This window comes from Hydrocarboniphaga daqingensis, assembly GCF_900129825.1.
Lineage (GTDB): Bacteria > Pseudomonadota > Gammaproteobacteria > Nevskiales > Nevskiaceae > Hydrocarboniphaga > Hydrocarboniphaga daqingensis.
Window position 1 is genome coordinate 448,477 of record NZ_FQWZ01000001.1, and the last position, 18,896, is coordinate 467,372.

Annotated in this window: 20 protein-coding genes; 14 read left to right on the top strand and 6 right to left on the bottom strand. The window is 66.6% G+C overall.

Annotated elements, in window-relative coordinates:
- Positions 1 to 61 precede the first annotated feature (61 nt).
- From BUB09_RS02020 to BUB09_RS02055, 8 genes are all read left to right on the top strand, one after another.
- A complete protein-coding gene (locus BUB09_RS02020) occupies positions 62 to 721 on the top strand; it encodes a TetR/AcrR family transcriptional regulator (RefSeq protein WP_072893357.1) in 660 nt (219 codons plus the stop codon).
- Positions 722 to 761: 40 nt separating this feature from the next.
- Positions 762 to 1,574 carry a TIGR00266 family protein gene (locus BUB09_RS02025; RefSeq protein ID WP_072893360.1) on the top strand — a complete coding sequence of 271 codons (813 nt, stop codon included), beginning with the start codon at positions 762 to 764 and terminating at the stop codon, positions 1,572 to 1,574.
- A 6-nt stretch (positions 1,575 to 1,580) separates the two neighbouring features.
- The gene (locus BUB09_RS02030; RefSeq protein WP_072893362.1) at positions 1,581 to 2,708 is read left to right on the top strand and encodes a M48 family metallopeptidase; all 1,128 of its coding nucleotides are present in this window, start codon (positions 1,581 to 1,583) and stop codon (positions 2,706 to 2,708) included.
- Between the two features lie 100 nt (positions 2,709 to 2,808).
- Positions 2,809 to 3,459 carry a glycine zipper 2TM domain-containing protein gene (locus tag BUB09_RS17545; RefSeq protein ID WP_072893365.1) on the top strand — a complete coding sequence of 217 codons (651 nt, stop codon included), beginning with the start codon at positions 2,809 to 2,811 and terminating at the stop codon, positions 3,457 to 3,459.
- Between the two features lie 22 nt (positions 3,460 to 3,481).
- On the top strand, positions 3,482 to 3,775 hold the full coding sequence (locus BUB09_RS02040; protein ID WP_072893367.1) for a hypothetical protein: 294 nt from the start codon (positions 3,482 to 3,484) through the stop codon (positions 3,773 to 3,775).
- A 34-nt stretch (positions 3,776 to 3,809) separates the two neighbouring features.
- Positions 3,810 to 4,511 carry a response regulator transcription factor gene (locus BUB09_RS02045; protein WP_072893369.1) on the top strand — a complete coding sequence of 234 codons (702 nt, stop codon included), beginning with the start codon at positions 3,810 to 3,812 and terminating at the stop codon, positions 4,509 to 4,511.
- Between the two features lie 71 nt (positions 4,512 to 4,582).
- Positions 4,583 to 5,953, top strand: coding sequence for an ATP-binding protein (locus BUB09_RS02050; RefSeq protein ID WP_072894044.1), 1,371 nt, complete (start codon positions 4,583 to 4,585; stop codon positions 5,951 to 5,953).
- 40 nt (positions 5,954 to 5,993) lie between these two features.
- Complete coding sequence (locus tag BUB09_RS02055) at positions 5,994 to 7,010, top strand: CE1 family esterase (protein ID WP_175550084.1); 1,017 nt, start codon at positions 5,994 to 5,996, stop codon at positions 7,008 to 7,010.
- Positions 7,011 to 7,053: 43 nt separating this feature from the next.
- Here BUB09_RS02055 and orn read toward each other — a convergent pair whose 3' ends face one another.
- Positions 7,054 to 7,605 carry an oligoribonuclease gene (gene orn, locus BUB09_RS02060; protein ID WP_072893373.1) on the bottom strand — a complete coding sequence of 184 codons (552 nt, stop codon included), beginning with the start codon at positions 7,603 to 7,605 and terminating at the stop codon, positions 7,054 to 7,056.
- 255 nt (positions 7,606 to 7,860) lie between these two features.
- Here orn and BUB09_RS02065 point away from each other — a divergent pair, with 255 nt between their 5' ends.
- Positions 7,861 to 8,256 carry a hypothetical protein gene (locus BUB09_RS02065; RefSeq protein WP_072893375.1) on the top strand — a complete coding sequence of 132 codons (396 nt, stop codon included), beginning with the start codon at positions 7,861 to 7,863 and terminating at the stop codon, positions 8,254 to 8,256.
- An 85-nt stretch (positions 8,257 to 8,341) separates the two neighbouring features.
- Positions 8,342 to 8,683, top strand: a complete 342-nt coding sequence (locus BUB09_RS02070) for a 4a-hydroxytetrahydrobiopterin dehydratase (RefSeq protein ID WP_072893378.1) — start codon at positions 8,342 to 8,344, stop codon at positions 8,681 to 8,683.
- A gap of 17 nt (positions 8,684 to 8,700) precedes the next feature.
- Here the strand turns inward: BUB09_RS02070 and recR are convergent, their stop codons facing one another.
- Entirely contained in the window at positions 8,701 to 9,300 is a 600-nt protein-coding gene (gene recR, locus BUB09_RS02075) for a recombination mediator RecR (protein WP_072893381.1), read from the bottom strand.
- Between the two features lie 62 nt (positions 9,301 to 9,362).
- On the opposite strand from recR, the gene BUB09_RS02080 reads away from it, so the two are divergent.
- Positions 9,363 to 10,136, top strand: a complete 774-nt coding sequence (locus BUB09_RS02080; protein ID WP_072893384.1) for a sulfite exporter TauE/SafE family protein — start codon at positions 9,363 to 9,365, stop codon at positions 10,134 to 10,136.
- Positions 10,137 to 10,145: 9 nt separating this feature from the next.
- Here BUB09_RS02080 and epmA read toward each other — a convergent pair whose 3' ends face one another.
- The gene (gene epmA / locus BUB09_RS02085) at positions 10,146 to 11,096 is read right to left on the bottom strand and encodes an EF-P lysine aminoacylase EpmA (RefSeq protein WP_072893387.1); all 951 of its coding nucleotides are present in this window, start codon (positions 11,094 to 11,096) and stop codon (positions 10,146 to 10,148) included.
- The gene (gene efp / locus BUB09_RS02090; protein ID WP_072893390.1) at positions 11,096 to 11,665 is read right to left on the bottom strand and encodes an elongation factor P; all 570 of its coding nucleotides are present in this window, start codon (positions 11,663 to 11,665) and stop codon (positions 11,096 to 11,098) included. Before efp ends, epmA begins: the two co-directional genes overlap by 1 nt.
- Before the next feature lie 95 nt (positions 11,666 to 11,760).
- Here efp and epmB point away from each other — a divergent pair, with 95 nt between their 5' ends.
- From epmB to BUB09_RS02105, 3 genes are all read left to right on the top strand, one after another.
- Complete coding sequence (epmB, locus tag BUB09_RS02095) at positions 11,761 to 12,780, top strand: EF-P beta-lysylation protein EpmB (RefSeq protein WP_072893393.1); 1,020 nt, start codon at positions 11,761 to 11,763, stop codon at positions 12,778 to 12,780.
- Between the two features lie 15 nt (positions 12,781 to 12,795).
- On the top strand, positions 12,796 to 14,937 hold the full coding sequence (locus tag BUB09_RS02100) for an EAL domain-containing protein (protein WP_072893395.1): 2,142 nt from the start codon (positions 12,796 to 12,798) through the stop codon (positions 14,935 to 14,937).
- A gap of 112 nt (positions 14,938 to 15,049) precedes the next feature.
- A complete protein-coding gene (locus BUB09_RS02105) occupies positions 15,050 to 15,544 on the top strand; it encodes a RidA family protein (RefSeq protein ID WP_072893397.1) in 495 nt (164 codons plus the stop codon).
- An 89-nt stretch (positions 15,545 to 15,633) separates the two neighbouring features.
- Here the strand turns inward: BUB09_RS02105 and htpX are convergent, their stop codons facing one another.
- Together htpX and parC are read right to left on the bottom strand one after the other, a co-directional pair.
- On the bottom strand, positions 15,634 to 16,503 hold the full coding sequence (gene htpX, locus BUB09_RS02110; RefSeq protein ID WP_072893400.1) for a protease HtpX: 870 nt from the start codon (positions 16,501 to 16,503) through the stop codon (positions 15,634 to 15,636).
- A gap of 78 nt (positions 16,504 to 16,581) precedes the next feature.
- Complete coding sequence (gene parC / locus BUB09_RS02115; protein ID WP_072893403.1) at positions 16,582 to 18,813, bottom strand: DNA topoisomerase IV subunit A; 2,232 nt, start codon at positions 18,811 to 18,813, stop codon at positions 16,582 to 16,584.
- Positions 18,814 to 18,896 lie beyond the last annotated feature (83 nt).

An 18,896-nucleotide genomic window follows, 5' to 3' on the forward strand; every position in this document is an offset into this window, starting at 1 on the left:
GGGACAGCGCGGCCCACGGTGAAAGCCGCATAATCGGGTCTTCCCGACCCGCAGACGCCGCATGCCGCGCAAACCCGCACACGAGCAGTTCGACACCTTGTCCGCGCTGCAGGACCGCGCCTTCGAACTGTTCGGCCGTTACGGCTACGAAGGCGTGTCGATCGGTGACATATCCAAGGCCGCGCGCCTCTCCAAGGGGGCGCTGTACTGGCACTTTGCCGGCAAGGAGGAGCTGTTTCTCGAATGCCTGCGCCGCCTGCATGCGATCTTCACCGAGCATGTGATCGAGCCGATGCGCGCGCAGAACGACTCGATGATGGCGATCCTGGCGATGTTCAGCGGGCTCGAAAAACTGCTGCGCGACCCCCGCGTGCAGAACGGCGTCGCCGGCTATTGGCTGGTACCGTCAACGCCGGAAACACAGCGCTTGGTCGCCGAACAGCGCGCATTCGAAGTCGCGTCGCAAGCCACGATCCGCGACGTGCTGGCGGCGGGCTCGCGCCAAGGTCATTTCGACCTCGGCGAAGATCTTGAAGACATGTCGCAAGCCATCATTTCGCTGATGGAAGCGGCGATCCTGCCGCTGCGTCATCAGGAGCCCGACGAGGTGCACAGCATGACCCGCGTACTCGCGAGAACGCTGTTCCGTGCGTACGCCACGCCCGAGGCGCTGCGCACATTCGCGCCACTGCTGCAGAAGGGCGCCGCGCTTCCGGCCTGACACCCAATCCACCCGATTCGAATCACGAAGGAGCGGTTCCATGGCGATGGACATCATCGACTACAAGATCTTTGGTAACGACACGCAGTTCGTCGAAGTCGAGCTGGACCCAGGCGAAGCGGCCGTCGGCGAAGCCGGCGCGATGATGTACATGGAAGACGGCATTGCGATGGACACCGTCTTTGGTGACGGCTCGTCGCAGCAGCGCGGCTTTTGGGGCAAGTTGGTCGGCGCCGGCAAGCGTCTGGTGACCGGCGAAAGCCTGTTTACGACGGTGTTCAGCAATCAGGGCAACGGCAAGCGCAAGCTCGCGTTCGCGGCGCCCTACCCCGGCACGCTGATCCCGGTGCACCTGCCCGACGTCGGCGGCACGCTGATCTGCCAGAAGGATTCGTTCCTGTGCGCCGCCAAGGGCGTGTCGCTGGGCATCGAGTTCCAGCGCAAGCTCGGCGTCGGTTTGTTCGGCGGCGAAGGCTTCGTGATGCAGCGCCTCGAAGGCGACGGCCTGGCGTTCATCCACGCCGGCGGCACCTTGTACGAGCGCGACTTGCAGCCGGGTGAAATCCTGCGCGTCGATACCGGTTGCATCGTCGCGCTGACGCGCAGCGTCAGCTACGACATCCAGTACGTCGGCGGCCTGAAGTCGGCGCTGTTCTCCGGCGAAGGCTTGTTCTTCGCCGTGCTACAGGGGCCGGGCAAGGTCTGGCTGCAATCGCTGCCGCTGTCGCGGATGGCCAACCGCATCGTCATGGCGGCGCCGGCCATCGGCGGACGCAGCAGCGAGCAAGGCTCCTTGCTCGGTGGTGTCGCGGCCGGCGGTCTGCTCGGCGGCATCCTCGGTGACGACGAGTAAGCCGTGATGCTGTCGCTGCCGGGCCGGCTGTACGGTCCGGGCCTGCCCGGCGCCGGCGTTCCCGTCGAAGCCCGGCTCGATGCGCTGCAGCTGCGCATCGGCAGCGGCGACGACACGCGTTCGGCGTTGCTGTCACAGCTGAGCCTGCGCCGCGCGGGCTTCGATCAACGGCAGCTCGAAATCAGCTGGACCGAGGGCGCAGGCCGCTTCGCGCTGCTGGTCGAGGATCCGGCCGCCGTCGAAACACTGCTGACCCAAGCACCCGCGTCGCTGCGTGGCCAGGGTGAAGCCGTGCACCGGCAGCGGCGCCGTGACGGCCTCTACCAGCGGATCGCTGTGTCGGCGGTCGTGCTGTGGGTCGCTTTGGCACTGATCGCGCTGTTGCTGCTGCTGGCGGCAGCACGACCGATCGCAGGCTGGGTCGCCGGCTGGGTTCCTGTGCGCTACGAGCAGCAACTCGGCGAAGCCGTGTTCGCCCACCAGCAGCGGCAATTGCAGCTGCTGGACGACGGCGCCGCGCAACACGCCGTGCAGCAGATCGGCGAACGGCTGACTCGCGGATCCCGCTATCGCTACCAATGGCATGTCGCACGCGACCCGAGCCTGAACGCGTTCGCGATTCCCGGCGGCATCGTCGTCGTTCACAGCGGCCTGATCAGCGCGGCCGCCGATGCCAGCGAACTGGCCGGCGTGCTGGCACACGAAGTCGAGCACGTCGAACAGCGCCACAGCCTCAAGGCGTTGGTGCAGCAAACGGGGCTGCGTCTGCTGCTGTCGACCGTGGTCGGCGACGTGGGCGTAATCGGCGACTGGGCCGGGCAACTGGGTGGGCTGAAGTTCTCGCGCGACAGCGAGCGCCAAGCCGACGAACAGGGCCTGGACCGCTTGCTGGCCGCCGGGTTCGACGCCGACGGCATGCTGCGGTTGTTCGCCAAACTCGACGCCAGCCCCGGCAACGGAGCCGCACCGCCGGGCTGGTTATCGAGCCACCCCGCAACGCCGGAGCGGATCGCCCGTCTGCGTCAACGACTGGAAGGTCGACCGGCCACGCCGATGTCGGACCGGGCTCCGGCGATCGACTGGCCATCAGTGCAGCGGGACCTTGCCGCCGATCGCCGCCCCAGCACCGACTAGCTCCCGAGATTCAAAAAGTTAAGGGCGAATTCAGGTATCGCCCCTAATCTGAACGCACGCCATCCGACGTGGTGGTCGCGTTGCTCTTAAGGAGAGCCTCATGCGTGAACCGGCGCCTTCCCCTGCCGTCAGTCAGCGTCGTATCTGGATCCGAACCGCGGTCGCCGCTTCAGCTGCGATCGGCGCACTGTTGGTCGCTGCACCGGCCTCGGCCGGCCATCACGATCGCTACGAGCGCTACAGCGAATACGAGCGGGACGACGACAGCCCTCGGACCGATTTTGCAGACGTGGTCGACGTACGCCCGATCTACAGCCAGGTTGCCGTTAACGAGCCGCGTCGTGAGTGCTACGACCAGCCGGTTCAGTACCGCGAACGCACGCGCCGTGCCGGTGACAACACGGCGGGCGCCGTGGTGGGCGCGATCATCGGCGGCGTCGTCGGCAACCAGTTTGGTGGTGGCACTGGCCGCGCCGTGGCCACCGGCGTCGGCGCCGTGGTCGGCGCCAACATCGGCAGCCGTGCCGGCGACTACAGCTATGACGGCTATGGCGGCTACGATGGCGGCCGCAGCATCCGCACCGGCTATGAGCGCCAATGCCAGAACTACGACGATGTACGTTACGAGCGCCGGATCGACGGCTACGACGTGACCTATCGCTACCAGGGTCGCACCTATCACACGACGATGCCCTACGACCCGGGCGAACGCATCGCCGTGGACGTCAGCATCCGTCCGATCCGTTACTGATCGGAGCACTCGGACGTCCACCATGCGGCTGACGGCGGCACGCTTGTCGATGGGGGTCGCGGCCGCTGTGTTGCTCGCAGGCGCCAGCGCCGCCGATGCGCGCGACCGCGGCTTGGGCGCCCAGCTCGGCCTTCCGCCAGCCGGACTCACGGCACGGCCCTACGACCGGGGCCTGTCGCCAAGCGACGCCGCCCGCGTGGCGCAGCAGCAAAACGGCGGTGGCCGCGTGTTGTCGGTCGACCCCGGTGATCGAGGGTATCGCGTCAAGCTGCTCAAGGACGGCAACGTCCGGATTGTTTACGTGCCGCGCGACTAGCCGGCGCCCCTGACCCGACCATAAAAGGATTTCAATGCGCGCTCTCGTGATCGAGGATGATCCGCATCTGCGGGGACTGGTATCCCAGTACTTCGCCGATGAAGGGTTTGCCGTGGACGTTGCTGGTGACGGCGAGAACGGCTTGTACATGGCCGAGGAATTTCCGGTCGATATCGCGATCGTCGACCTGGGGCTGCCCGGCATCAGCGGCGTGGAAATCATCCGCCGCGCCCGCAAGGCGGGCCGCAAGTACCCGATTCTGATCTTGACCGCCCGCGATGGTTGGCAGACCAAGGTTGAAGGGCTGGAAGCCGGCGCCGACGACTACTTGGTCAAGCCGTTCCACCGCGAAGAGCTGCTGGCCCGCGTCAGGGCCTTGCTGCGCCGATCCGGCGGATGGGCCCAGCCACGGCTTGAATGCGGCCCGATCGCGGTCGACACCACGGCCAAAACCGTGTTCGTGCGCGACAACAGCGTCGATCTGACGGCTTACGAATACAAAGTGCTGGAGTACCTGATTCTGCACGCGGGACAAGTGGTGTCCAAGGCCACGCTGGCCGAGCACCTGTATGCCGAAGACGAGGAGCGCGACAGCAACGTGATCGAAGTCTTCATCCGCCGCTTGCGCAGCAAGCTCGATCCCGACGCCACGCTCAATCCGATCACCACCTTGCGTGGCAGCGGCTATCGCTGGGATCTGCCGCGTGGGCCGTCGCCGGCTCCCTCCGACAACTGACACGGGCGTCCCCACTGGGCGCGCCGTTGCCGCCGCAGCGTTGGCTGGAACAGGGCGCACGGCGCGTCCGGATGCTGGCTGCGCCCGGCGTGGGCCCGCTTTACACGCGGCTGCGTCCGCAGTCGCTGCGCACGCGCCTGCTGCTGGCCGCGTCGGTCGTGTTGACCGCGTTCTTCGTCATCACCGGTTTTGCGCTGGAGAGCGCCTTCGGTGACAGCGCCCAGCAGGCACAGCGCGACAAGCTCGAAGGCATCGTCTATTCGTTGCTGAGCGCGCTCGGACCCAGTGCCAGCGGTGAGCTGACCATTGCAACGGCGACGGTCCCCGACGCGCGGCTCAAGAGCGCCGCGTCGAGCCTGCAAGCCGCGCTGTTCAACGAAGACGGCGTCGCCGTCTGGCGATCAGTGAACTATGTCGACCTGCCGACGCCACAGATGCCGGCCGTCGGCGAATGGAACTTCCAGTACCTGGACGAGCCCGACGCATTCGCGATGAGCTTCGGCCTGCGCTGGATCGACTTGGCCGACGACCCACGGCGCTACACGGTAATGGTCATCGAGGACGCATCGAGCTATCGGGCCCAGCTGCAGGCGTACCGGCGCGCACTGTGGACCTGGATGCTGGTCTGCGGCCTGGGCCTGCTTGGTGTGCAGGTACTGGTACTGCAATGGGGACTGTCGCCGCTGCGCAAGCTGATCGCCGAGCTGCGCCGGATCGAGCTGGGTGAACAGCAGGATATCCGCGCCGATTATCCAGACGAGCTGCGACCGCTGACGCAAGGCTTGAACGCGATGATCCAGAACGAGCGCAATCAGCAGACTCGCTACCGCAACGCGCTCGGCGACCTTGCGCATAGCCTCAAGACGCCGCTGGCCGTCGTACAGGGCATCACCGAAGACCACGACATGCCGCCGCAACTGCGCAGCACGCTCGGCGAACAAGTGCAGTCGATGCAGCAGATCACCGGCTACCAGTTGCGCAAGGCGGCGGCAGCGGGCCGACGCACGCTGGCAGAGCCGGTGCTGATCCGGCCGCTATGCGAAAAACTGGTCAATGCACTGGTCAAGGTCTACGCCGACAAGAACGCCCGCTTCGAACTGCTGATCGATCCGCGTCTGCGGCTTCGCGCCGAGAGCGGCGACATGTTCGAGCTGATCGGCAACCTGCTCGACAACGCGGCCAAGTACGGCAACGGGCTGGTGCGCCTGTCGGTGCATCACGAAGGCCGCACGGCCCTGATCGAAGTCGCCGACAACGGGCCCGGCTTTCCGGACGATGCCGAAGAACTACTGGAACGCGGCGTGCGCGCCGACATGAAAAAGCCCGGTCAAGGCATCGGCTTGGCGGCGGTCTACGACCTGGTGCGCGCCTATGAGGGGCAACTGCTGCTCGGCGCGTCTGATCTTGGCGGCGCCCGCGTCACCGTCCGTTTGCCTGGCTAACAGGCCCCACCCTATTTCCACCTGCTGCAGGTCTGCTGATATGCGCCCACGTAATGCCTTGAGCCGCTTCCCGATGACGCTGTTCCGCTGTGCTGCGCTGGTCATGCTTTCCACAAGCCTCGCCGGATGCTTGGTGGCACGCGTGCCATTGATGATCGAGGCCCATCAGGCCGAACAACGCTTTCCGGCAAAAGGCGAGATCGACAGCGCACAGCCACGCACCTTGATATCGGGCGGCCTGCAGCGGCGCTACTGGGTCCAAGTACCGGCTGCCGCCCGCAAGCCGCTGCCGGTGGTGCTGGTGTTGCACGGTGGCACCGAAACAGCCGAGGCGGTCTGGGGACAAACCAGCCTGCCGACGCTCGGCGCGCGCGACGGTTTCATCGTCGCGGCACCGCAAGGCGTCAACAAGCACTGGAATGATGGCCGGGGCAGCACCCTCGCAGGCGATGCGCCGTCGACAGCCGATGACGTGGCCTTTCTTCGGGCGGTGATTGCCGACCTGGTGCTGCGCGACGGCGCCGATGCGCGGTCGGTGTTTGTGATCGGCGCGTCCAACGGCGGCTTCATGGCGCTGCATTTCGCCTGCCAGGCGCCCGACGCGCTGCGGGCTGGTGCCAACGTGATCTCGACACTGCCCACCGCCGAGGCTCGTCGGTGCAAGCCGGCACCCAAGCCGCTGCCGTGGATGTCGATGAATGGGGTTCGCGACCCGCTGGTGCCGTTCGCCGGCATGGCCGAGGGCGAGGAGCGACGCGGCGAACCACAGCCGGCGCTGCTGTCGGCCGATGCCACGTTCCAATTCCTGGCTCAGCGCGCCGGCTGCACCCCCGAGGCGCAGATCAGCCGGATCGGCGGCAGCGTCGAGAAGCGCGTGCGCCGCTGCAATGGCGGCGCCACGGCCGAACAGTACGTGTTCAGCGAGGCCGGTCATGTCTGGCCGGGACTGCCGATCAAAAGCCCGATGCTGTCGATGTATCTGGGCGGCGCCAATCTCGACGTCGACACCGGCGAGGCCGCCTGGGACTTCTTCCGCCGCACGCTGGCCGCGCGATAAGCGGATCGGCGACGACCGCGGCCCGCTTACGAACCGAGCCCGCTTAGCTGGGCAGGCGCAGAAAGTGGTCGCGGTAGTAGCGCAGTTCGGCGATCGAGTCGCGGATGTCGCTCATTGCCAGATGCGAGGACTCCTTGTTGAAGCCCCTCGCCAGATCGGGCGACCAGCGCTGGCACAGCTCCTTGAGCGTGCTGACGTCGAGATTGCGGTAGTGAAAGAAGCGCTCGAGTTGCGGCATGTAGCGCGCCAGGAATCGCCGATCCTGGCAGATTGAGTTGCCGCACATCGGCGACTTGCCCGGCACCACCCAGTCGCTCAAGAAGCTCAGCGTCAGACGCTCGGCCTCGGCTTCGGTGATGCGGCTGTCGCGGACACGCTGGGTCAGCCCTGACTTGCCGTGCTGCTTGGTGTTCCAGTCGTCCATCGCCGACAACTCGTCATGGCTCTGCTGCACCGCCAGCACCGGACCCTCGGCCAGCACGTTCAGATGCACGTCGGTGACGACGGTCGCAATCTCGATGATGCGATGCCGTTCGGGCACCAGCCCGGTCATTTCGAGATCGATCCAGATGAGGTTGCTGGGACTGACGGTCATGGTGTGCGCCGGGAACGGGGCCGCAGAGCCTACACCTGCGCAGCCTCCAAACGACAGGCTTGCCCGCTTGGGCTGATTCTCCCAGCGGCCTCTGGGTGGAATCCGGTCTTGTTGGCGGCCGGGCCCACACCGAAGATGACGCTTCGTTCGGGACGCGTGCGCAGACGGCGCAGCGACCCGGCGTACGACCGAGCGGCCCAGGGGTGGGCCGACGGCTCGCCAGCCGGCCACCGTGCCGACCAAGGGGATCACTGCATGCAGTTCAAGGCATTGGCCAGCGTACTGGCCGGCATCAGTTGGGTGTGTCTGAGCGCTTGTGCAGCGCAGCAATCGTCGACGGGCCACATCCGGGCCCGATCGGTCCCGGCGACCGTGCACGGCGCGCTGGAGCCCTGGCAAGTTCAGGCCAGCATCGAGCGCCAGATGGAAGCGCTGGTCATGCTCGCCAATCAGCAGTGGCCGGGCGCCGGCAACGTCCAGGTGAGCTTCATCGTCACGCCGGACGGGCTGCCGCAGTCGGTACGGCTGGTCCGCAGCGACTTCGACAACCCGGCCTTCGCGCAGGCACTGACGCGGGTGATCGAGCGCCTGAGCTTTCCAGCCTCCAAGGCCACCACGGTCGTATCGGCCTATCCGGTTTACTTTCGCTGAGCCCGCAGCGCCGAGGCCGCGCGGGGTTTACATCGGCGCGGCATCGGGCCAGCATCCGCGCCCGCACCGTGGATGAGAAGCGTCGATGAGCACCTTGGCCGAGAAAACCTGCAGCCCGTGCGAAGGCGGAATCCCAGCACTGGACGCGACCGCCGCTGAAGCACTGATGGCCAAGCTGGAGTCGCGCTGGACCCTGTCAGCCGATGCCCGACAGATCAGCGCCCAGTTCGCGTTCCGCGATTACTTCCGGACGATGGCCTTCATCAATGCCGTCGCCTACGTGGCCGCGCAGGAAGACCACCACCCGGACATCAGCTTTGGCTACAACGCGTGCACGATCACGTGGTGGACCCACGCAGTCGATGGTCTAAGCGAAAACGACTTCATCTGCGCCGCCAAGGTCGACCGACTGGCAGACGGCAAGTAGCCGGCCGGCAATGGCGCTCAGACCTGGCGTCGCCCGCTGAGCGCGTGGGCCAGCGTGCCGCCATCGACATACTCCAGCTCGCCCCCGACCGGCACGCCGTGCGCAATACGGCTGACCGCAACGTTTTGCGCGCGCGCGATCTCGGCCAGGCAATGCGCGGTGGCCTCGCCTTCGACGGTGGGATTGGTGGCGATGATCAGTTCGCGCACGTCCCCTGTAGCCAACTGCGCCTGCAACTGATCCAGACCCAGTTCGTCCGGGCCGATGCCGTCGAGCGGCGACAGCCGACCCATCAGCACGAAATAGCGGCCGCGATACGGCGTGCCCGCTTCGATCGCCATCAGGTCGGCCGGACCTTCGACCACGCAAAGATGGCCGCTGGCGGTACGCGCCGGCGTGCAATACCGGCAGTCGCCACCTTCGCAGAACATGCGGCAACTCGGGCAGCGGCCGATATGTTCGAGTGCATCCGTCAGTGCCTGGGCCAACGTGCGCGCGGCGCCGCGCTCGCGGTCGAGCAGCTGGAACGCCATGCGCTGAGCCGATTTGGGACCGACACCCGGCAGGCGGCGCAACGCATCGATCAATCGGGCCAGGCGGGGCGAATAAACGGACATGGGTTCGAACGTCTCGGTACGGACTTGGCATGCAGCGATCCGCCCATTCTACTGGTGATGCCATGACGCCCGAGCTGATTGCCGCGCTATGCGGCTTTGCCTTCCTGGCCGGCTTTGTCGATGCCGTGGTCGGCGGTGGTGGTTTGATCCAGGTGCCAGCGCTGCTGGTGCTGCTGCCGCAGTACCCGGTCGCGACGCTGTTCGGCACCAACAAGGCCGCGTCGATCTGGGGCACGGCCGTGGCCACCTGGCGCTATGCGCGGCACATCCAGACGCCATGGCGCAGCGTGCTGCCGATGGCGCTGGCGGCGCTGGTCGCCGGCTTTGCCGGCGCCGCGGCGGTCAGTCACCTCGACAACGCGCTGCTCAAGCCCGTGATTCTGGTCGTGCTGGTCGTCGTGCTGGCCTACACCTTGTGGAAGAAAGACTTCGGCAAGCTGCATGCACCCAAGCTGTCGACGACGCAGCAGGTGCTGGTCGGCTTGATCGCCGGCACCGGCATCGGTTTCTACGACGGATTTCTGGGGCCCGGTACCGGCAGCTTTCTGGTGCTGGCCTTCGTCGGGCTGTTCGGGTTTTCGTTCCTGCATGCGTCGGCGTCGGCCAAGGCGGTCAACGTGATCACCAACTTCGCCGCGCTGGCCTACTTCCTGAGCCACGGCTCGGTGCTGTGGCAGTTCGCGCTGCCGATGGCAGCGTGCAACGTCGGCGGGTCGCTGCTCGGCACGCGGATGGCCATCGCGCGCGGCGCCGGCTTCGTCCGCGGCATGTTCATCGTCGTCGTCGGCCTGCTGATCCTGCGGCTGGGCTACGACGTGTGGAGTACGCGCGGCTAGCCGGCGCGCTCAAGCATGGTCGGCAGCAAAGGCCAGCGTCTGCGCCAGATCCGGCAGCCCGAGCTTGAGCATCAGCACGCGGTCCAAGCCCAGTGCGACGCCGCTGGTGTCCGGAATGCCGGCAGCCAAGGCATCGATCAGATGCACGTCATAGGGCGGCACCACCTGCCCGGCCTCGCGCCGCGCCTGCTGATCAGCTTGGAAGCGCCGTTGTTGCTCGGCGGCATCCGCCAGTTCGTGGAAGCCGTTGGCCAGCTCAATGCCACGCCAGAACAATTCGAAACGCTCGGCCAGCGGCGGGTTGCCTGGCCGCACTTGGGCCAGAGCCGCCTGACGGGCCGGAAAGTCGTAGACGAAGGCCGGCGCCGCGGTACCCAGTGCCGGCGATACGCAGCGCGACATCCACAGGTCGAGCCAGAAGTCGGCCGGCTCATCGGCAAAGTCGGCGGCCGACACCAGATCAGCCGCCACCGCGGCGGCGCGCATTGACGCGGCGCTGACCGCATGGGGATCGAAGCCCGCATGGCGTTCGAACGCCTCGCAGTAACTGAGCCGCTCGAAACCCGCCGTGAGGTCGCATAGACGGCACATCAGCGCCTCGACCTCGTCCATCAGCGCGTGCATCGAAAACCCCGGTCGGTACCACTCGAGCATCGTGAACTCGGGGTTGTGATGGCGACCTTGTTCTTCGAGCCGGAACACGCGTGCGATCTGGTAGATCGGCCCGCTGCCGGCCGCCAGCAGGCGCTTCATCGCGAACTCGGGCGAGGTCTGCAGCCAGCGGCCGTCGCGGGTTTGGAAACTGTCGATATGGCGGTCGACGGTGGCATGCGTCGACAGCAGCGGGGTTTCCACTTCGAGCACGCCACGCTCAACAAAAAAGGCGCGGACGGAGCGATTCAGCTCCGCCCGCGCCTTGAGCGTCGCCAGACTCGCGTCGGGACGCCAGCGCTGCGTCATTACTTGCCGACGCGACCCAGGTATTCGCCGGTGCGCGTATCGACCTTGATCGTCTCGCCCAGCTGCACGAACAGCGGCACGCGAACCACGGCACCGGTTTCCAGCGTCGCCGGCTTGCCGCCGCTGCCGCTGGTGTCGCCGCGCAGGCCCGGATCGGTGTCGGTGATCGTCAGGATCACGTAGTTCGGCGGCGTCACCGACAGCGGCACGCCATTGAAGAACAACACCTTGCAGGCTTCTTCACCCTTGAGCCACTTGGAGCACTCGGCCACGGCGGTCGCGCTGGCCTGGACCTGCTCGAAGCTCTCGGGGTTCATGAAGTGCCAGAACTCGCCGTCGTTATACAGGTACTGCATATCGACTTCTTCGATGTCCGCGACTTCCCAGGTGTCGCCGGACTTGAGCGTCCGGTCGATCACGCGACCGTTCTTCAGGTTGCGGATCTTGATCGTGTTGGTCGCCTGGCCCTTGCCGGGCTTACGGTACTCGTTGTCGACGACGGAATAGGGTTCGCCGTCCACCAGTACCTTGGTGCCGGACTTCATTTCGTTGGTGCTGACAGTGGCCATTGTCGGATCTATTGGATTGAGGGGTTGTTTCGGGGCGTGGAACGGTGGCTAATAGGTTTGCCCCGCCACCGATCGCCCAGCGAAAATGGGCGCAGATGATAACCCCTAGCCCTAAAACCCAACAGGCCCGCCAAGCACGAGCCTGGCAACACGCTCTACGCGAGGCGTTCAAGCAGCCAGCCGATCTGTTGGCCTACCTAGGCCTGGACCCGGCGACGCCGCATCTGGAGGCCGCCGTATTGGGCAACTTTCCGCTGCGGGTGCCGCGGGGCTTTGCGGCGCGGATGCGCAAGGGTGACGCGGCCGACCCGCTGCTGCTGCAGGTCTGGCCGGCTGGAGCCGAGGCGCTCAATGTCGATGGCTTCGGCCTGGATGCGGTGGGCGACAAGCTCAAGCTCAAGCCCGGCGGCATCGTTCACAAGTACCAGCATCGCGTGCTGGTGATGGCCACCGGCGCCTGCGGCGTCCATTGCCGCTACTGCTTCCGCCGACATTTTCCGTATTCGGACGCGCTGGCCGGCCGCGATCACTGGCGCGAAGCCCTGGCGCAAATCGCAGCCGACGGCAGCATCAGCGAGGTGATTCTGTCCGGCGGCGATCCGCTGTCGCTGTCCGACGACAAGCTCGGCGAACTGCTCGACGGGCTCGACGGTATCGCCCATGTGCGCCGGCTGCGCATCCACACGCGCCAGCCGATCGTGCTGCCCGAGCGGGTCGATGATGGGCTGCTCGCCTTGCTGCAGCGCACGCGGCTGCGCACCGCGATGGTGTTGCACGCCAACCATGCCAACGAATTGGACGGCAGCGTCGCGATGGCGCTGGGCGCGCTGCGCGAGGCCGGCGTCAGCCTGCTGAATCAGGCGGTGCTGCTGCGCCGTGTCAACGACGATGTCGACACCTTGCAGGCCCTGTCGGAGCGGCTGTTCGACTGCGGCGTGCTGCCCTACTACCTGCATCTGCTCGACCGCGTCGCAGGCAGTGCGCATTTCGAAGTCGACGAGGACACGGCGCGGCGGTTGATGCGCGAGCTGTCGACGCGACTGCCGGGCTATCTGCTGCCGCGCCTGGCGCGCGAGACGGCCGGGCAGCCGGCCAAAGAGATCGTGGCGTGGTAGCGCCGTGGTGAGCCCTTGCTAGCCGACGCCCCCGATACGGTCGCAGCCGGCAGCCTGCTGCTGCTGATCGGCGGCAGCGAAGACCGCGCGCGCGGTCTGGAAACGGCGCTGCGACAGTCCGGTTTCGCCGCGCGGGCGGCGTGGATCGCCGACCTCGAAGAGCTCGACGAGGCACTGCGTCGCGGCGGCGCCGACCTGATCGTCTGTGCCGCCGAGACCGGCAGCCGCGCGTCGCTGGCCGCCGTGCTGGCGGTATGCAGCTCGGTCGCACCCGAACTGCCGGTGCTGGAATTGGGCGCCACGCACGATCTGGCCGCGACCAATCTGGCGCTGAGACTGGGCGCCCGCGACCGGATCTGCGCCGGCACCGAGGCGGATCTTCATCACTTGTGTCACGTCGTGCGCCGCGAGAGCAGCCGCCTGCGCAGCGAGCGCGAACTGATCCAGGCGCGGACACGGATGGCCGCGTTCGAGACCCGCCACCGCGAGCGGCTCGACGACATCAGCGACGCAGTGATCCACGTACAAGACGGCGTTGTATCGCGCGCCAATCACGCTTTTGCTGCGCTGCTGCAGAAGCCGGCCGACCTGCTGGTCGGCAGTTCCTTGATGGACTTGGTCGCGCCCGACCAGCAGCCGCGCATCAAGGACCAGCTGCGCCAGCTGGCACGCGGCAAGGCCAGCGACGGCCCATTCCCGACCGTGCTGTTGCGCGCCGACGGGCAGCCGGTGGCGGTCGACGTGCACCTGACGCAGGGCACGGTGGGGCGTCAGTCGTTCGTCGAATGGCTGATCCGGGTCGAAGCGGAGGCGGCAACCACCGAACCCGCCGCCGATGCAGGCAGCCGGGTCGCGGCCGACGCGGGCGGCGGCGCGTTGCAGGATCGCCTGGCACTGTTCCGCGCGCTGGCACAGCCGGCTGCCGACGCCCGCCCACGCGCTGTGATGCTGTTCATCGCCGATGGCTTTGCGTCATTGGAAGCGCGGGTCGGGCTTGAAGACGCCGAGCTGCTGATGACCCAGGTCGCCGCGGCGATCCAGACGCGCATCGGGGCCCCGCCGGCGACCGGCAGCACGGTCGCGCCGGTCGCGGCCGCTGCGCTGTATCGCTTTTCGACCGACGAATGGGTTGCCGTCGTGTCACGCGCCACCGCGGCTGAGTTCGAAGCGCTGGCCGATCGGCTGTGCCGCGAACTGGCGCAGCAGGTGTTCACCGCCGGCACGCACGAAACCCGCGTCAGCCTGACGGTGGCCGCCTACCCGATCGGTGCCAGCGAAGCGGCAACCCAGGCGATCGACCCGCTGGTGCGCGAAGCACGGCGCGCATCGGCCGAGGGTGGCGGCCGCGCGCTGGTCACCGGCCCGACGGCACAGGCACAGGCCGACGCGCGCGAAAACGCACGCCGCGCGGCGCAACTCAAGCGCGCACTGGACCACGACCGCATGCATCTGGCGTATCAGTCGATCGCCAGCCTCGAAGGTGAGGCGCGACAGCATTTCGACGTGCTGGTGCGGATGGTCGACGAATCGGGGCAAGAGCGGCATGCCGGCGAATTCATCGACGCGGCCGTGCAGTTCGGCCTGATGCGAGCCGTCGACCGCTGGGTGCTGGGCCAAGCGATCAAGGTGCTCGCCAAGCGCGAGCGCAGCGACGAACCACCGGTGTTGTTCGTCAAGATCTCGGAAGACAGCCTGCGCGACACCGAACGGCTGCTGGCGACACTGCGCGAACAGCTCGCCACCCATCCGCTACGGCAGCGCGAGTTGTGTTTGGCCGTCCAGGAACTGTCGGTGCAAAACCATCTGCGCAAGACGCTGGCGCTGGCCCAAGCACTGGAACAGCTCGGCGTTGGGCTGGCGATCGAGCACTTCGGCATCGGCACGCATTCGAGTGCATTGCTCGAACAACTACCAGCGCGCTTCGTGAAGTTCCACGCCAGCTACACGCGCAACTTCAGCGACGCTGCCACGCAGCGCAAGATGGCCGATCTGTTGTCGATCACCCGGCGCCGCGGCATCCGCACGATCGCCAGCCACGTCGAGGATGCCAACGTGATGGCGCGGATGTGGCAGCTGGGCATCAACTACATTCAGGGCTATCACGTGCAGGAGCCCGAAGCGGTGCTGCTGTCGACGACGCCGATCCGCGGCAACTGAGTGCAATGCGGGCATCGGCCTGCAGCGCATGGCGGCACAAGATTCGCTACGGAATGCGCCGCGTGTCGGTCCGAGCGTGACCCGAGCCCCATCCTCCGAGGAGATCCACCCGATGAAAAAAGCCCTGATGCTGCTGACCACCGCCGCCGTCCTGACCGGCAGCGCCACGCTGGCCCAGGCCGACGTCACGCGCCACGCCTTGGTCGGCTCGACGTTTCCGATCGCACGCGCGGTCGAAGTCCCCGGCAAGCAGACGCTGGTGTTTCACAGCGGCATGACGCCCGACCCGGCCAAGCCCGACGCACCCAAGTTCAGCCCCGAATACTGGGGCGACACCAAGGCGCAGACCTTGTCGGTACTGGCCAAGACCAAGGCCTCGGTCGAGAGCATGGGGCTGAGCATGGGCGACGCCGTCAAGATGACCGTGTTCCTGGTCGGTCCGACGCCGGGCGCGCCGATGGACTTCGCCGGCATGATGGAGGGCTACACGCAGTTCTTCGGCACCAAGGATCAGCCCAAGCTGCCGGCACGTTCGGCCGTGCAGGTCGCAGGCCTGGCGGCGCCGGGCATGCTGGTTGAAATCGAGATCGTGTTCGCCCGGCCGTAGGCTGCTGCGCGCATGAAAAAGGGCAGGCCCATGGGCCTGCCCTTTTTTTGCGTCCGGACCGCTACACCGGCCCGGACCTGATGCCATAGTTACTTGCCGGCCTGCAGCGCCGCGATGCGCGCTTCGATCGGCGGATGCGTCGAGAACCATTCACGCGCGCCGCCCGCGATACCGAAGGCCATCTGCTGCGGCGGCAGCGACGACGCGGCTTGCGCGCCGCCCAGGCGCTGCAGCGCGGCGATCATCTTGCGCTTGCCGGCCAAGTGAGCGGCACCGGCGTCGGCGCGGAATTCACGCTGGCGCGAGAACCAGGCGACGATCATCGACGCGCCGATGCCGAACACGATCTGCAGCACCATCACGCTGATGAAATAGCCCATGCCGGGCTCGTCGCGCTCGCTGCGGAACACGGCCTTGTCGATCGCATAGCCGACCACGCGCGACAGAAACATCACGAAGGTGTTCACCACGCCCTGGATCAGCGTCAGCGTGACCATGTCGCCGTTGGCGACGTGGCTGACTTCGTGAGCGAGCACGGCTTCGATTTCGTCCTGGCTCATGCTGCGCATCAAGCCGGTGCTGACCGCGACCAGCGAGTTGTTCTTGCTCGGGCCGGTGGCAAACGCGTTGGGCTCGGGTGCGTCGTAGACGGCGACTTCCGGCATCGCGATGCCCGCTGCGCGCGCCTGACGCTCCACGGTGTTCAGCAGCCACATTTCGGCCGAATTGCGCGGCTCGGTGATGACGTGGGCGCCGGTCGAGCGCTTGGCCATCCACTTGGACATCTGCAGGCTGATGAACGAGCCGCCGAAGCCGAAGATCGCCGAAAATGCCAGCAGCGCGCCGAGGTTGAGTCCGTTGGCCGTCAGGAAGCGGTCGACGCCGAGCAGCGAGGCGACGATCGACAGCACCAGCATCACGGCAATGTTGGTCAGCAGGAACAGAAAGATGCGTTTCATCGGAAGGCAGGTTCAGGTCGGTGACAGACGAATTCTGGGGCTGACGCGGTCGAAATCAAGCGGCACGCCGCCGGCCGATCAAGCCAGTGGCGCGATCCGGTCGACGGTCTGGTAACCGCGCGGCAGATGGTTGCCACGTCCGGCTCGCGCGGCCGTGTAGGCCGCGACGTCGGACGGCTTGAGCGTCAGCGTGCGCTTGCCGCAGGTCAGCACCAGCGCCGTACCCTCGGCGGCGACGCAGCTGGCGACGATGCGGTCTTGGCCCTTGAGCGCGACCAGCTTGTTGCCCTTGCCCTTGGCCAGCTCCGGCAGCTCGGCCACCGGAAACACCAGAAGCCGGCCCTCGGCCGTGACCAGCGCCAGCCGGTCGCTGGCGGCGCGCGTCAGCGCCGGCGGCAGCGGCGCGCCGTCGAGCGTGATCATCGCCTTGCCGCTCTTGTTGCGAGCCTGCATGTCGCCGAGGCGGGTCTGGAAGCCATAGCCTTCGGTCGACCCGAGGACATAGCGATCGGCCTCGTCGCCCATCAGCAGCGCGACGATCCGCGCACCGTCCTGCAAGTCGAGCTTGGTGGTCACCGGCTCGCCCTGCGAGCGCGCCGACGGCAGCTCGCGTGGGTTGAGCGTGTAGCAGCGGCCCTTGCTGTCGAGCAGGATCAGCAGCTGATTGGTCTTGCCGATCGCGTGCGCAAAGTATTCGTCGCCGCTCTTGTACGACAGCGCCGTGGGGTCCAGCTCGTGGCCCTTGCCGGCGCGGATCCAGCCCGCCTTCGATAGCACCACGGTGATCGGCTCGGCCGGCAGGATCTCGGAAGCTTCGAGCGCCACGGCCGCCGCACGCGCGACGATCGGGCAACGCCGCGCGTCGCCGAACTTCTTGGCGTCTTCGTCCAACTCCTTGCCGACCAGCTTCTTGAGCTTGGCTTCGGATGCGAGCAGGTCCTGCAGCTGATCGCGCTCGGCGGCCAGCTCGGCTTGCTCGCCGCGAATCTGCATCTCTTCGATCTTTTGCAAGTGACGCAGCTTCAGGTCGAGGATCGCATTGGCCTGAATCTCCGACAGGCCAAAGCGGCGCATCAGTTCGGCGTGCGGATCATCCTCGAAGCGGATGATGCGGATCACCTCGTCGATGTTCAGATACGCGATCAACAAGCCGTCGAGGATATGCAGGCGTTCGTTGACCTTGCCGAGCCGGTGTTCGAGCCGGCGACGCACGGTGGCACCGCGATACACCAGCCATTCGGCCAAGATTTCGCGCAGGTTCTTGACCCGCGGCCGGCCGTCGAGGCCGATCATGTTGAGGTTCACGCGCGCCGACTTTTCGAGGTCGGTCGTGGCGAACAGATGCGCCATCAGCGCCTCGACATCGATGCGGTTGCTGCGCGGAATGATCACGATCCGCGTCGGGTGCTCGTGGTCGGACTCGTCGCGCAAGTCGTCGACCAGCGGCAGCTTCTTGGCGCGCATCTGCTCGGCGATCTGCTCCTGGATCTTGGCCGGCGACACTTGCTGCGGCAAATGCGTGACCACGATCTGCAAGCCGCTGGGGCCGTCGTCCTCACGCTCCCAGCGAGCGCGCATCCGCACCATGCCGTTGCCGGTTTCATACAGCTTCCGCAGCTCGGTCGGGTCGCTGATGATCTCGCAGCCGGTGGCGAAATCCGGCGCCGGCACTTTCTCGATGACCTCGGCCAGCGTCGCGTCGGGGTTCTTCAGCAGCACCTGGCAGGCCGCCACCAGCTCGCGCAAGTTGTGCGGCGGGATGTCGGTGGCCATGCCGACGGCAATGCCGGTCGTGCCATTGACCAGGATGTTCGGCAAGCGCGCCGGTAGCAGCCGCGGCTCGGTCATCGTGCCGTCGAAGTTGGGCACCCAGTCCGAAGTGCCCATTTCCAGCTCGGTCAGCAGCGTCGAGGCATACGGCGTCAGCTTGGCCTCGGTGTAGCGCATCGCGGCGAAGCTCTTGGGGTCGTCGGCCGAACCCCAGTTGCCCTGGCCGTCGACCAGCGGATAGCGATAGCTGAACGGCTGCGCCATCGTCACCATCGCTTCGTAGCAAGCGGTATCGCCGTGCGGATGGAACTTGCCGATCACGTCGCCGACGGTGCGCGCCGACTTTTTCGGCTTGCTGGTCGACGACAAGCCCAGCTCGCTCATCGCATAGATGATGCGGCGCTGCACCGGCTTCAAGCCGTCGGCGATGTTCGGCAATGCACGGTCGAGCACGACGTACATCGAATAATCGAGGTAGGCCTTCTCGGCAAAAACGCGCAGCGGCAGGCGTTCGGTTTCGGTGATTTCCACGGGGTTCATCAAATTCCCAGAATCAGGTGGTCGAGGGCCGCGACGAGTGGCTCGCGGTCCAAAGATCGGTTGGCATCCGCCGCGCCGCGGAC